The sequence below is a fragment of the Reinekea sp. genome, from assembly GCF_046710285.1.
In the GTDB taxonomy this organism is placed as follows: Bacteria; Pseudomonadota; Gammaproteobacteria; order Pseudomonadales; family Natronospirillaceae; genus Reinekea.
In genome coordinates this window covers 38,481-52,421 of sequence record NZ_JBKEGY010000027.1, presented here as the reverse complement: position 1 = coordinate 52,421, position 13,941 = coordinate 38,481, and the positions used below count along the sequence as shown (strand labels likewise).

The following is a 13,941-nucleotide window of genomic DNA, read 5'->3' as shown; positions in this document are numbered from 1 at the left end:
TAGCGCTTGTTGAACAGATTCTAGTTTCGCTAGCACTGTAGTAGTAACATTTGAGGACTGATTGTAAAAGTCAGGGGCGGCTACGTCTGCTTCCAATGTCTCAATTTCTAACTCTAATTTTTCTATCATAGCAGGCATTAGATCAAACTCACGCTGATCTTTATAACTGAGTTTCTTTTGTGCTTTTTTTGTGACCGATGCATCGCTTTTTTTAGCGGACACACCAACTTTCATTGGCTCAACTTCCATTTTTTCCAGATCCGGCCATTTTCCGCCCTGTATCTTCCAGTCTTCGTAGCCACCTGCATATTCTTTGACCACACCGTTGCCTTCAAATGCCCAACTTTTGGTCGCTAATTGATCAATAAAGTAACGGTCATGACTCACTAGTAAAACAGTACCTTCAAAGTCACTCAAGCGATCAATGAGTAAATCTAGCGTGTCCATATCAAGGTCGTTGGTTGGTTCATCCAAAACCAATACGTTGGCTGCTTGGCTAAACATTTTTGCTAATAGGAGGCGGTTAATTTCTCCACCACTGAGCTGACGAACTTTCATTCGCAGACGCTCTGGTTTAAACAAAAAGTCTTCAAGGTAGCTAATTACATGACGTCGCTTGCCTTGTATCTCGAGAAAGTCTCGCCCTTCTGAAACGACATCGACAATTGGCTTTTCAGGGTCTAATGCTTCGCGAGCTTGGTCAAAGTAAGCTACTTGCAAGCGTGTACCTTCAGTTATGGTTCCCGATTGAGGTTTTAAATCACCCAGTAATAACTTTAACGCCGTTGTCTTGCCTACGCCATTAGGTCCCAGTAACGCAATTTTATCGCCACGTAGCACTGTAGAAGTAAAGCCATTGATTATCGGCTGATCACCAAAACCAAAAACAACATTGTCTAACTCAACAACACGCTTACCGGACGCATCATCCATCTCAATCTTAAATTTCGCTGAGCCTTGCTGAAAGCGACGCTCCGACAGCTCTGCTCGCATTGCTTTCAAAGCTCGTACTCGACCTTCGTTGCGAGTACGACGTGCTTTAATGCCTTGGCGAATCCAGACTTCTTCTTGCGCCAATACTTTATCTTCTTGGGCTCGTTGTTTCGCTTCGTCTTCTAAGGCTTTTTCTTTAAATTCTAAATAGGTTTCGTAAGGCGCTGGGTAGGAGGCAATTTTACCGCGATCTAGATCAATAACCCGAGTAGCGATTCGGTCAATAAACGCCCTATCGTGAGAAACGAACAAAACCGTACCTTTAAAATTAATGAGTAAGTCTTCTAACCATTCAACCATTTTAATATCTAAATGGTTGGTGGGTTCGTCTAGGATGAGCACATCGGGTTCAACGACCAAAGCAGAAGCCAAGAGTACACGGCGTCGCCAACCACCAGACATAGCATTAAAGCGTTTATCTGGGTTTAAATTTAATTTGGTACAGATGGCTTGAACCTGATTCTGTAGTTTCCACCCATCGTTTTCTTCAATATAATGCTGCAACTTTTCCAGTTCATCCATATCAGGATGATCTGAAACGGTTAAAGCATTGTACTTAAGTATCGCTTCTCCCACAGCTCCGACACGCTTTAGGATGACATCGCCCACCGGCTCATCGTCGCCCACAGGCAAGTCTTGCTGTAAATAGCTTAACTTTAAACCTTTAGAATACTTAATTACCCCACTGTCTGGGCTAAATTGTTCTAAAGTAAGTTTAAGCAAGGTAGATTTACCGGCACCATTGCGCCCAACTAAAGCAACTCGTTCATTCTTCTCGATTGAAAATGAGCATTGGTTAAGCAAAGGCGCGGCGCCCAATGCGAATGAAACTTGATCAAATATTATAAGACTCATATGTAGACTGACTTTCGGCACTGTATCGAGAGTCGATACCCTATTAATGTGTCGCCGATTCTAAACTGAGGTAATTTTTCGTGTCTAAAACCCGTTATACCGGCCCTATTATTGCAATTTCTATCTTGGTGATTTTAATCATTTGGATGTTTTCTGGCTCATCAAATGATTCTGACGCAAATGCGCCCGTTGACAAAGCAGTGCAAAGTACGGATTTCATCCCTAAAGTTCAAGTGATAAATAGTCAATCACGCACTGTTGAACAAACATTAACCATTAATGGTATCACGCAGGCTAAAAGATGGGTTACTTTGAGCAGTGAATCTACCGGTAAAGTCGTTCAGGTTTTAAAAACGCAGGGTGACTCAGTTAAAAAAGGCGATATTATCGCCAAAGTTGATCTGGGAGACTTGAGCGCTCGGCTTATTCAAGCTCGGGCCTCAGTTGAAAAAGAACGCCTAGAATATGAAGGCGCTCAAAAACTACAAAAGCAAGGTTTACAGAACGGCGCTCAACTTGCCGCCTCTCTTGCCAGCTATGAGCAAGCCAAAGCCAATCTTGCTGGGCTAAACTTGCAACTTGAAAACAAAGATATTAGAGCAGCATTTGATGGGCAACTTGAAACAGTATTTGTCGAAATCGGCAGCTATGTCCGTCAAGGTGACCCAGTTGCCGATTTATACGATTTTTCTGAACTGGTATTCTCAGGTGCCGTATCAGAAAAAGACATATTAAGCCTTCAACTAGGTCAGAGCGCTAGTGTCGACCTTATCAACGGTGATGTCGCAGAAGCAACAGTTTCCTATATTGGTGCTACAACTAACCCATCAACCCGAACTTTTTCTGTGGAACTCAATGTTCTCAATGTCACGCGAAATGTATCGGGTGTTACCTCCAAGGCTCGTGTTTCAATCGCCCAAGCTGAAGGTCACTATATCAGCCCTGCCCTACTGTTTATTAACGACTCTGGCGATCTTGGCTTAAAAACAATTAGTGCAAATAATGAGGTTCAATTCAACAAAGTTGAGATTATCAGATCAGCAACCGACGGTGTCTGGGTAACGGGCTTACCAAAACAAGCAGCGATTATTGTGGTCGGCCAAGGCTTTGTGAATGCTGGGAACACAGCGAATCCGACCATCAAACCGTTCGATCAATCTAAAGCTGTAGGCCTTTAAGGGGATATTGTGGTATCTATTATTAATGGTTCGTTAAATCGGACCCGTACAGTTTTATTGTTTTTCACCCTAATACTTGTGATGGGTGCATTCGCACTGGTTTCTATTCCAAAAGAAGCGCAACCCGATGTCACCGTACCCTTTGTCTATGTCAGCACAGGTTTAGAAGGCATTTCACCAGAAGATGCCGATCGCCTATTAGTTAGACCGCTAGAGCAAGAGCTCAACTCACTGGAGGGGTTAAAAGAAATATCAAGCACTGCGAGTGAGGGCCATGCCTCCATCATGCTTGAGTTTGAAATTGGCGTTAACATTGATGATGCCCTAGTCGATGTCCGTGATGGCGTAGACAAGGTTAAATCAAAGTTACCCGCAGATGCAGATGACCCTTCCGTTAATGAAGTCAACTTAGCCCTATTCCCAGTCATCAACATCTCGTTATCCGGTGATATAGATGAGCGAGTCCTATTTAAAGTAGCCGTAGACCTGCAAGAACGACTAGAAGCCACATCAGGCATTCTAGAAGCGACTATCGCAGGCAAACGTGATGAAGTAGCCGAGATCATCATCGATCCTGCTCTTATGGCTAGCTATAACATTTCTCATGCTGAGCTATTTACTCTAGTCTCAAAAAACAACCAACTAGTTACCGCGGGTAATCTAGACACGGGTGCCGGTCGATTCTCATTTAAAGTACCAGGCTTAATCGAGACCGAAAAAGATATCCTCGATCTGCCCGTAAAAATTGATGGTGATGTGGTCGTACATTTTAGAGACATAGCCCAAGGCCAACGTACCTACAAAGACGCCGATAGCATTTCTCGCGTCAACGGCCAACCGGCGGTAACTCTTGAAGTTAAAAAGCGTGTCGGTGAAAACATTATCGCGACCATAGATCAAGCAAAAGCGATCGTTGAGACTGTTTCTCCAAATTGGCCAGAAGGCGTTAAAGTCACCTACACACAAGATAATTCGGTGATGATCAAGCAACAGCTTAACGACCTATTCAACTCGGTATTAACCTCTACTATTCTTGTGTTTGTAATTATCGTCTGGTTTTTAGGTGTCCGCAGTGCCGTATTAGTTGGTATCGCTATTCCTGCATCATTTTTAGCGACCATGTTGGTTCTTCAAACGCTCGGTATTACGCTTAATATTGTCGTACTATTTGCTTTGATTCTATCTGTGGGAATGCTAGTAGATGGCGCTATCGTTGTAACGGAATACGCAGATCGGCGCATGTCTGAAGGTGCCGATCGCAGAAGTGCCTATCGCGAAGCCGCAACCAGAATGGCGTGGCCAATTATTGCTTCAACCGCAACTACCTTAGCGGTATTTATGCCGTTACTCTTTATGCCCGGCATTGCTGGCGAGTTTATGGGTTATTTACCAAAAACAGTTATTATTACGCTACTGGCATCACTGGTTATGGCCTTAATTGCCGTACCAGCCATTGGCTTTGTCATTGGTAAGCCTCTGCCGACAACTAAGCGGCAACAACAAACAATGGATGCCATTGACCACGGTGACTTTTCGGAGATCCCAGGTTTTTTGGGTAAGTATGTGCGCTTTATTGGCTTTTTATTACCTCGTCCATGGATTGCCATAGGCTTAGTTGCCGTGTTAATTGCGATTATCGTTGGGTTGTTTGTTGCGCGTAGTCCAGATGTTGAGTTTTTTCCTGAAATAGACGCCGATTTTGGTTCCATTGTCGTGCGCGCACGCGGAAACCTATCACTTGCAGAGCGAGATGATCTCGTCAAACAAGTTGAGAAAAACCTGCTGACCTTAGACACCATTAAAACAGTCACCACCAAGGTCAATGCTATCCCGTTACGTGATTACACAGAAGATACCATTGGAGTCATGCAATTAGAGTTTATTGATTGGAGCCCAGATCGACCGAGAACCGGTGTCATTACTGAACAAGCTTTAGATGCTGCGAGCCTAGTACCCGGCATTGTTGCTGAATCTAAAGCCGCTGCAATGGGTCCAACAACTGGCATCGATATTCAGTTACAGTTGTTTTCAGATGACCTTGTTGCACTGAATGAAGCCGTAGAAACCGTGGTCAGTCGATTACAAACTAACGAAAAGATCAAAGAAGTCTCCGATAACCGCCCTCTTGATGGCCTTGAATGGCGTATCGATGTTGACCGAGAAGCGGCAAGCCGCTTTGGTACCGACTTACAAACGGTGGGCTCTTCTATTCAAATGATTACCAATGGTTTAAAAATTGGCTCTTACCGACCGAGTGATGCTGACGATGAAGTCGAAATTCGCGCTCGCTATCCGTTTAATGGCCGAGATTTAGACAAAATTGATAACCTAACCATTACCGTTCGCGGTCAACAATTACCAATCAGCAACTTTATTGAGCGTAACGCGCAAAATAAACAAGGAGATTTATTCCGAACCGAAGGCAAACTGACCTTAGATATAGAAGCCAACGTCAAAGCTGACTATCAAGTTCCTGCGGTAATCAACGAATTAGCAGCAGAGCTCACTGAACTCTATAAATCGGGCGCCATTCCTGAAAACGTTGTGTTCCGATTCGTCGGCGACCAACAAGAACAGCAAGAAATGGGCGCATTTATGGGCAAGGCGTTTGGTGTTGCCTTCTTTATGATGATAATTATTTTGGTGACGCAGTTTAATAGCTTTTTCCAAACTGCATTAATTTTATCATCGGTAGCTTTATCGACCGTTGGTGTATTGGTTGGCATCATCATTACCGGAAGTAATTTCGGCATTATGATGAGCGGCGTGGGCATCATCGCCCTAGCTGGCATCGTGGTGAACAATAACATTGTTCTGATTGACACCTTTAACGTCATACGTAAACAAGGCGTAGAGCCTATACAGGCGGCTCTGATGACCTGCGCTCAACGTTTGCGCCCAGTACTACTCACAACCGCAACCACCATTTTGGGCTTAGTACCGATGGTATTTCAGCTTACAATCGACCTAATGGGCAAAGAAATCTCTGTCGGAGCCCCATCTGCACAGTGGTGGACCCAGCTATCAACGGCCATTGCTGGCGGTTTATTATTTGCGACAGTCCTCACCTTGGTATTAACACCTTGCTTGCTAATTTTAGGCGAGCGATTCAGACGTAAGTAAGTTCCTTTTCCGCACTATTGCGTTAATTCACTTAGACTAAAACTGGTTTAAGTGAGTTAACGTTCCTTAAACTCTTGTATTTATTTTTAAACCAATTAGCCTAACTCCTAATATTGGTTATTTGTGTAGTCATCATGTCACCCATTCGTACGTTGTTTTTCAGTTTAGTGTGTTTAATGAGCATCAATAACGCTTGTGCTGGTTTTTTGGAAATAAAAGACCAAATAGAAACAAACTCTATTAACTTCAGCACGCTAAAAACCTATAAGAAGGACCCTCTTTATCCGCATTTATTAGGACTATGGTATGAACAACATATCGAAAAAACATCTGTTAAAGACATCGAACAATTCCGTTCGCATGACGAAAACAAAGCAGCCTACTGGCTATTAAAAAACACTTGGCAGCGTGAAGTCATTCGTCGCGAAAATTGGTCGCTTATCGCCAAAGAGTTTGCCAATGAAAAATCTCCAGAATTGCAGTGTCATCTATTTGTTGCTCTGGAAAAGCTTGATCGCCCCATTCCTGAAAACCTGGTGGCTGCTTTATGGCAAAGCGGGCATTCTCGGCCAGACCATTGCGATCCTTTTTTACTAGCGTGGCTAGACCAACAACCGAATCAGGGTCAGTTAATATGGCAACGACAGCTGCTTGCTTTTTATAGCCGAAACGGAAACTTATTACGATATTTGAACCGATTTTATGTAAATGAACCAGACAAAAAGAAAGGTGAATTTTTAGCAGCGGTCTATCAAAACCCTAAAGAAGTTATTAATCAAGGTTATGACCCTAGCAATAGCGACATGCGCGAACTGGCGTTAGCATCGGTCAATAAAATGGCCTACATAGACCCTCGTTCAGCTTCTAACTTATGGTTAAAGCTTGTTAAAGTAACGCCTGATTTTGAACCAAAAGAAATTCGCACCGCATCCCGCTACCTAGGGCTTGCTATGGCAAAACAAGGCTTACCCGAAGCAAATTACTGGCTCACCATCGCCGACTCCAGTCGATCCGACTCAGAAGTTCAGCATTGGCGACTGCAAATTGCATTAAGCAAAGACCAAATTGACGAAGTCATTTATTTATATTCCGAGCTGTCTGATTCGCTCAAAAAAACAGAGCAATGGCAATACTGGTATGGCTATGCTCTGTTAAAGCAAACCAGCGCCCAAGACGAACTAAACCCACTTTATTCGTTAAGTAAAAAACGCAGCTATTATGGCTATATGGCAGCTGGCTTACTCGGGCTTCCCACTCAGCTATCCAATAACACGCCTTACCCAATAGGAGACCCTGATAAAGTTCGTAACAACACATCGGCGAACCGAGCAAAATTGCTCTTTCAACTCGATGAAATAGATCGCGCTCAAGTAGAGTGGAATTTGTGGTTACGCAACTTAGATGCTCAAACACAACATGACGCCGCTGAGCTGGCTTTAGAATGGGGCTGGTACAGTAAAGCATCACAAGCGGCAGGCTGGAGTCGTCGATACGATTTAATACATTTACGTTACCCAAAAGCGTACGCATCTATCATAGATTATCACGCGGAATTATTGGCCATTCCTGATTTTTGGATATACGGTGTTATCCGCCAAGAAAGTCGTTACATGCAACAGGCCAAAAGTCCTGTAGGCGCTCGAGGTCTCATGCAATTAATGCCTAAAACGGCTGCCGCGACTGCACAAAAATATAATGTCGACTATGCCACCACAAATGACCTAAATGACCCGGTAACCAACATTGCTCTTGGCAGCCACTATTTAAGCGAACTGCTGATTCGTTTCGAGCACCCTGTTTATGCAACTGCTGCTTACAATGCCGGGCCAAGCCGAGTCGTTGCTTGGCAAAAACGCTACCCAACTAATATTCCAGTTTGGATAGAGTCAATTCCCTTTGATGAAACCCGAAACTATGTCAAAGCCGTTTTGGTATATAGTCAAGTTTATGCATTAACTGCAGACAATGGCTGGCAACTAAACCAATGGACGCAACAAAATACTGGAGTTGCCCAGTTAAATTAGTAGACCGTTAAAACATCGCCTAGTTGAATACGACTGAGTTGTTTATTGATAGCATTCATGCCAAACACAACTTCATTGTCGCGCAGCAAAGCTTGCTTTAAGTAATCATGGGTTTCACGTTGAAAAATACCTAATTCAGGGTCAATTGCAGGAATATTGCAGCGTACGCAATGCTCAGCAAACATCAATGAACCGCCATTCTCAAAGCGTAACTCTTTAACTTGATATTCGGTATTTGCTGCTAAAGAAATCACCACATTGGGACGAAAGCGACGCATAGACAATTGTTGACTGGATTGTCTATTCACACTATCAAGGGTCGCTGTATTACAAACCAACAATGGGTAACCGTCGGCAAATGCAAACTTACCAGCAACACCTTGTGCTGTAACAGTTCGGCTGGTTAAATCATCAAAGGTAACTAGATATACGATTTCGTTTAGTTGCTCACTAAACCAGTCTGATAAACAACCGTCAACTTCAAAGGCCATAAGGGTGTCACGCCAGATCGTCACTTCAATACTGCGATCAGTATAGGTTTCTTTGGAGATGAGAATTGAGCTGCTATCAGGGGCTTTAACCAACCAACCTTGCTCAGCAAAATCTACAGTAAAGGTGGCTAAAATAGGATGAGAACGCTGAGAAATAAACCGGCCTTTAGAGTTAACTAACAAATATTGACGATCATCTTTAGGTCCAAACTCGTCAAAGGTAATTTGTTTAACCGGCACGCCTGCTAAAGACTTTACCGGATAAACATAAAGTTGCTCGATTGTTGTTTGCATAGTTTTTGGTTAAGTTAAATTTACCAATAAATATACATCACCGTTATGGGTCTGTCGCGTTAACTCGCTTTTTTACCGCGTTCGCCAGTTCTTCTGCTTTGAACTTTGACAAAAACGCATCACAACCAACCTTTTCAACCATGGCCTCATTAAATGCGCCACTCAAAGAGGTATGTAAAACGACATATAAGTCTTTTAAACTGGCGTGCTTACGAATCTCAGTTGTCAGGCGATAACCATCCATTCGGGGCATCTCGGCATCGGTTACGACCATGAGCAATCTTTTGCTTAGCGGACCATCTGTTTGCGCATCAAGTTTATGTAGAAACTCTAAACCTTCTTGGCCATCCATTGCTTGGTACACTTTCAACCCCAAACTCTCAAAAGTTGCCCGGGCTTGTGCGTGAGCCGTCAGTGAATCATCGACCATCAAGATCTCTTTACCTTTAGCTTTTGAAACAAAGTCCTCAGCTAGGAGGTGTTCCGGTAGGTCTGTTTTTAATGGAGATATTTCTGACAGCACCTTTTCTACATCAATGATCTCAATGATGGCATCATCTAATTGCGTAATTGCCGTTAAATAGTGAAATTTACCAGTACCGGAAGGCGGTGGCTGTATTTGATCCCAGTTCATATTCACAATACGGTCGACATCGCCCACAAGGAACGCTTGCACCGTTGAATTGTATTCGGACACAATTATGGTTGATTCTTCACTGTGCCTTACTGGGCTTAACCCAATAGCCGCGCTTAAGTCTATGACGGGAATTGATCGCCCGCGAAGGTATACAACACCAATGACAGCAGGGTGTCGTTGCGGAACTAATGTTAATTTAGGAAGGGTAAGAACTTCTTGAACTTTAAAAACGTTGATCGCATAAACTTGTCGACCATTTAAGCGGAACATTAATAACTCGAGTCTGTTTTGCCCGACTAAGTTGGTACGACTGTCTACGTTTTTGAGCATGTCTGACATACAGGTGACTCCACTAATTGCGCTTTTACGTTGTATCGGCTAATTACCTCATAAGTGTAGTCATATTTTAGAAATATGCGCTATTGGTTGCTATCACAGCGGCACACTTTAACATCTAACCCAATAATTGTATGGCTTGGTAAATTACTGACATCACCTATAAACTGATCGACCAGGCTGTTAGCCGTCGTGCAGCGTACGCCATCACTATAGGCACCCAAGTACTTCAAGACACCTTGTTCATCAGTCATTGCTATAAAGGGAGATAACTCAGGTACATCCATCTCAATTGTTTCACCAAGCCCTGTGTGACTAGAGCCTAATTGTAATATTGAAAAACCTGCACTTTTAGCTTTGACTGAAACGGTTTTAGCGTGTTTTATGGTTAATAAAGTACAAAGACAGTCGCTTGGTAGGACATGAATAACAGCAGGATGCGTCAATTGCGGTAATTGGTCTAAAGCCTCCTGCCATTGGGCATGGAGGACATTTGGAGAGTTGACTGACTCAATTAGCCAGCCTACATAGTTTGACTGAAACCAGCGGCCGACAACTAGGCTCATGACCAACATGAGCCCAATAACCAACAGGGTAATTAAGCGAGCTTTACCATTGAACCAAACCTTAGCGTTTGATTTCACACCGCCCCCATTCACAACGAATTAAGAGGTAGTCTGTTTCACTGCAAGTTGCATCATAAACTTCTAAAGGCCAAGAGTTACGCAATAATGAAATATTTGGAGCGCTACAGCCGGTTTCGCGTAGTGCTTTTTCGACTACAAAAAGTGACCGCCCATATTTTCTATAACGATTATTTATAGACCGTGCGATGGCGGCCTCACCTTCAACATTAAGACGCTCTACCTTCAGTGTATCTAATATTTTCACGGCCGACTTGTTATTATCGATGTCATATTTGCCTTTAGCGATATTTTTAGCAACTTTTCCGCAACTATCTGAGCTTGCCTTGCCTTTCAACAAGTCAGCCTGATTGGCTAAAGATTCATTTTGAATGTTTTCTAACAATGCCAACCCCATTAAGGCTCGCTGACTTTCTGAGCCGCTATGAGCATCATCCCAATTTAGCTTTAGCAAGCCCCAATCGGCCGCTAAAACGTAACTGGCATTATTTTGCCACCACTGATTACGGGCAACCACAATGGTTCGTTTTTCTGCATCACCTAAGGCAGCACAAGTTCCGACTACGCCGCGTAAACTAGTGTCCAAGACTAGGGTGTCATATATAGCCTCAGTTTTTGGTGGCATGGATGAACAACCGACAAACGTTAGCGCGAGTATGAAAACTGCAAAATGCTTTAATGACATACGAATTTCCTCTAACTGATGATTAGGCATGGCGCTCAAGATAAGTAGCAATGTCATCGACAGTAAATGGCCAACCTAAGTCTTGCACGCAACCTTCTAGCTTTAATACCGGTATTCTAACATCATAGCGCTGCATCAATGTATCCGAATCCGCTATATCACTCAGAATAAGGTTGAAGGTGAATTTTTTAGGTAAGACAGCTACTTCAGCCTCTGCCAATTCACATAGATGGCAACCCGAAGTATGAAATAAATAGAGATTCAAAAAAAACACCTAATAGAAGATTAAGTGCTTAGTTTAAAGATTTTATTCAAAAAAGCAGCGCATTTATGACAATAAAGACGACAGTGTATCGAATAACTTACCGTTGTTCATTGGGTGATGCTCAACAGCGCTCAGGAATGATTCCCGAGAGTTAAAGCGTTCAAACCACTTCTCTTGGTTCGCAATAAGTTTATCAGCGTACTCTTTTAATGGTTGTAAGCCTTTCGGTAGCCGAGACGGTTGCTCTGCTACATCGGCGTATACGCCAACACCTTTAGCTTCAACTTCTTTCATTGATAAATCCATCGACCGTAAACTACTGCCATTTATATTTAATTCCGATGCCATATCAAAAGCTTTTTGGTAGTCACCGTCATAAAATTCATTAGCAACTTCGTTCACTTGCGCTAACAATGCATCTAGATCGGCCGCCTCTTGCTCATTTAGGTCACCTTGAATCACCAATTGAAAGCCTGAAGATTGCTGACTGCCCCAAACAGTGGAGGATTCACGACCAAAACGTTTGTCTTCGAGCGTGCTTTCACTCTCAGCAACGGATCTAATCAAGATTTGGTCACCTTGATTTGTCGTTAAATTCAATGAGAAAGTTTGTCGTTCGTACTGATACATATTGATTTGACGATCAACCGATGCAGATGCGGGCTTAGCCTCTACGGGGCTCTGGACGGCTGAATTGGAACCTACGGTTAAATCTTGGTCATCTAAACGATCCATAATTTGACCAAAGGCTGAGTCAATTTTGAAGCCTAACGGCTCATCTAACTGCCCTAAGCCTTCTAAAATCTCTTTAGCTTCACCAAAACCTTGTTTAACGCCCTTTTCTGCTGCGGCAAACATCTTGTCCAGTTCTTGCTCTGAAGCACCACTGGCCTTGGCATCTGAAATGCGCTGTTTGGCAAAACCCCAGATTTGATCAACTAAAGCATCTACGTCAAAATTAATCGCTTTAGAGGGAGCTTCTACTTCGGAAGCTGCCTTTGCTTCATTCACCGAGATTGGGTTCTTATCAAGCATCTTAGGCGCATGTTCAGCGCGATTGTCTCGATTATGTCGGTCGTAATTCACCGATGTACCGGAATAACCAGAAATTGGATGATGCATTTGGAATCCCTCTAACCTGCGCTACGCCCAGTGCAGGTGTAGCAATTCTAGTGGAGTTATCGGCGCTCTGAGCCTTTTCTTTAATAAAGCTTAGTAACAGTTTGTAAGTAGAGTGTGAAGTTCGTCAAAAAATTACAAAGTTATTAACCTCGGAATTGCCTATAAAACAGAGTAATTTAGCCTATTCTGCCTAATGGGCACTTTCGAATATCTAAAATATAGCCTATATACCCGTTAAATTCGCCGAATTCACTCTACCTTGCTGACTTGTTCACTTTCAAATTATTTTCACAGATAAATATGGATTATTGCTATGAGTGCCTTTAAGATAGTCGAATCTTCACCTTTCAACTGGAAACATCTATGGCTCGTTTAGATTCTCTTGTCATCTTCACCACGGTCGTTAAAGCCAATAACTTCACAAATGCTGCTCACCAGCTCGGCTTAACCCCATCTGCAGTTAGTAAGCAAATTAGTCTATTGGAAGATCGTCTCGGTATTCGCCTACTGAACCGCACAACTCGTTCAGTCAGCCCTACCGAGGCAGGTCAATTATTCTTTAATCGTTGCAGTCGGCTACTAGAAGACCTCGAAGAAGCCGAGCACATGGTGAAAGATTTAGAAACAAGCCCACGCGGCACCTTAAAAATTTCTGCCACGCCAACTTTTGGCCGTGCCATGCTGATGAAAATTTTCGCCAAGTTTCTTGAACAGTACCCAGATGTTAATTTTGATTTAACGTTAGCAGATAAAGGGATGGATTTAGTTCGCGAAGGCATAGACCTTGCAATTCACCTTGGGTCATTACAAGACAGTCGACTCGTTGCTCGCCCAGTTGCACGTCAGAAGGTCATCTTAACGGCCTCTCAAGCATACTTAGATAAGCACGGTCACCCAACAACCTTACAAGAGCTATCGAATCACTATATTTTGATGGTGTCAGGAATAGATTTCGCTGAGCCACGTTGGATAAAACGTTTCTTAAAAGAAGCAGCTCTTATAAATAAGGATCGCAGATTTACCGTAAACGACTTAGACACCCTATGTGAAGCGACTCTGAACGATATGGGTATCACCGCACTGCCCTATTATATGATTCGTGAGCATATTGAATCTGGACGCTTAGTAAACCTGCTTCCTGAAGTTAACTTCCCTACTCGAACCATTCATGTGGTTTATCCAGAGAATCGATACTTATCTGCAAAAAGCCGAGCATTTGTAGATTTTATGGCCAACTATTTTGTTGAGCATAATTTAGACGATGTTTAATACTTTGCTTTAAAAAGAGTTGCTC

At 43.1% G+C, this 13,941-nt stretch carries 11 protein-coding genes; 4 read left to right on the top strand and 7 right to left on the bottom strand.

Going from position 1 to position 13,941, the window contains the following annotated elements; translation table 11 throughout:
• On the bottom strand, positions 1-1,848 hold a 1,848-nt coding region (locus tag ACI882_RS15515; protein ID WP_411748535.1), incomplete at its 3' end, for an ATP-binding cassette domain-containing protein.
• An 80-nt stretch (positions 1,849-1,928) separates the two neighbouring features.
• Between ACI882_RS15515 and ACI882_RS15510 the strand changes: the two genes are divergently transcribed.
• The 3 genes from ACI882_RS15510 (at position 1,929) to ACI882_RS15500 (ending at position 8,173) form a co-directional block, all read left to right on the top strand.
• Entirely contained in the window at positions 1,929-3,026 is a 1,098-nt protein-coding gene (locus tag ACI882_RS15510; protein WP_411744798.1) for an efflux RND transporter periplasmic adaptor subunit, read from the top strand.
• A gap of 9 nt (positions 3,027-3,035) precedes the next feature.
• On the top strand, positions 3,036-6,149 hold the full coding sequence (locus tag ACI882_RS15505; RefSeq protein ID WP_411744799.1) for an efflux RND transporter permease subunit: 3,114 nt from the start codon (positions 3,036-3,038) through the stop codon (positions 6,147-6,149).
• A 176-nt stretch (positions 6,150-6,325) separates the two neighbouring features.
• Positions 6,326-8,173, top strand: a complete 1,848-nt coding sequence (locus ACI882_RS15500) for a transglycosylase SLT domain-containing protein (protein WP_411744800.1) — start codon at positions 6,326-6,328, stop codon at positions 8,171-8,173.
• On the opposite strand, the gene ACI882_RS15495 is transcribed toward ACI882_RS15500, so the two are convergent.
• The 6 genes from ACI882_RS15495 to ACI882_RS15470 all read right to left on the bottom strand — a co-directional run bounded on the left by ACI882_RS15495 (position 8,170) and on the right by ACI882_RS15470 (position 12,647).
• The gene (locus ACI882_RS15495; RefSeq protein WP_411744801.1) at positions 8,170-8,958 is read right to left on the bottom strand and encodes an MOSC domain-containing protein; all 789 of its coding nucleotides are present in this window, start codon (positions 8,956-8,958) and stop codon (positions 8,170-8,172) included. The two genes, ACI882_RS15500 and ACI882_RS15495, sit on opposite strands and share 4 nt — an antisense overlap.
• Before the next feature lie 43 nt (positions 8,959-9,001).
• Positions 9,002-9,934, bottom strand: coding sequence for a chemotaxis protein (locus ACI882_RS15490; RefSeq protein WP_411744802.1), 933 nt, complete (start codon positions 9,932-9,934; stop codon positions 9,002-9,004).
• 80 nt (positions 9,935-10,014) lie between these two features.
• A complete protein-coding gene (locus ACI882_RS15485; protein WP_411746522.1) occupies positions 10,015-10,575 on the bottom strand; it encodes a DUF6436 domain-containing protein in 561 nt (186 codons plus the stop codon).
• Positions 10,559-11,260, bottom strand: coding sequence for a hypothetical protein (locus ACI882_RS15480; RefSeq protein WP_411744611.1), 702 nt, complete (start codon positions 11,258-11,260; stop codon positions 10,559-10,561). Before ACI882_RS15480 ends, ACI882_RS15485 begins: the two co-directional genes overlap by 17 nt.
• Before the next feature lie 22 nt (positions 11,261-11,282).
• Entirely contained in the window at positions 11,283-11,525 is a 243-nt protein-coding gene (locus ACI882_RS15475) for a glutaredoxin family protein (protein WP_411744612.1), read from the bottom strand.
• 63 nt (positions 11,526-11,588) lie between these two features.
• On the bottom strand, positions 11,589-12,647 hold the full coding sequence (locus tag ACI882_RS15470) for a DUF5610 domain-containing protein (protein ID WP_411744613.1): 1,059 nt from the start codon (positions 12,645-12,647) through the stop codon (positions 11,589-11,591).
• 363 nt (positions 12,648-13,010) lie between these two features.
• Between ACI882_RS15470 and ACI882_RS15465 the strand changes: the two genes are divergently transcribed.
• Entirely contained in the window at positions 13,011-13,916 is a 906-nt protein-coding gene (locus ACI882_RS15465) for a LysR substrate-binding domain-containing protein (protein ID WP_411744614.1), read from the top strand.
• Positions 13,917-13,941 lie beyond the last annotated feature (25 nt).

Excerpts from the sequence above, each read along its gene's own strand:
- ACI882_RS15500 (WP_411744800.1), top strand. The coding sequence starts at position 6,326 with ATGAGCATCAATAACGCTTGTGCTGGTTTTTTGGAAATAAAAGACCAA.
- ACI882_RS15495 (WP_411744801.1), bottom strand. The coding sequence starts at position 8,958 with ATGCAAACAACAATCGAGCAACTTTATGTTTATCCGGTAAAGTCTTTA.
- ACI882_RS15490 (WP_411744802.1), bottom strand. The coding sequence starts at position 9,934 with ATGTCAGACATGCTCAAAAACGTAGACAGTCGTACCAACTTAGTCGGG.
- ACI882_RS15480 (WP_411744611.1), bottom strand. The coding sequence starts at position 11,260 with ATGTCATTAAAGCATTTTGCAGTTTTCATACTCGCGCTAACGTTTGTC.
- ACI882_RS15470 (WP_411744613.1), bottom strand. The coding sequence starts at position 12,647 with ATGCATCATCCAATTTCTGGTTATTCCGGTACATCGGTGAATTACGAC.
- ACI882_RS15465 (WP_411744614.1), top strand. The coding sequence starts at position 13,011 with ATGGCTCGTTTAGATTCTCTTGTCATCTTCACCACGGTCGTTAAAGCC.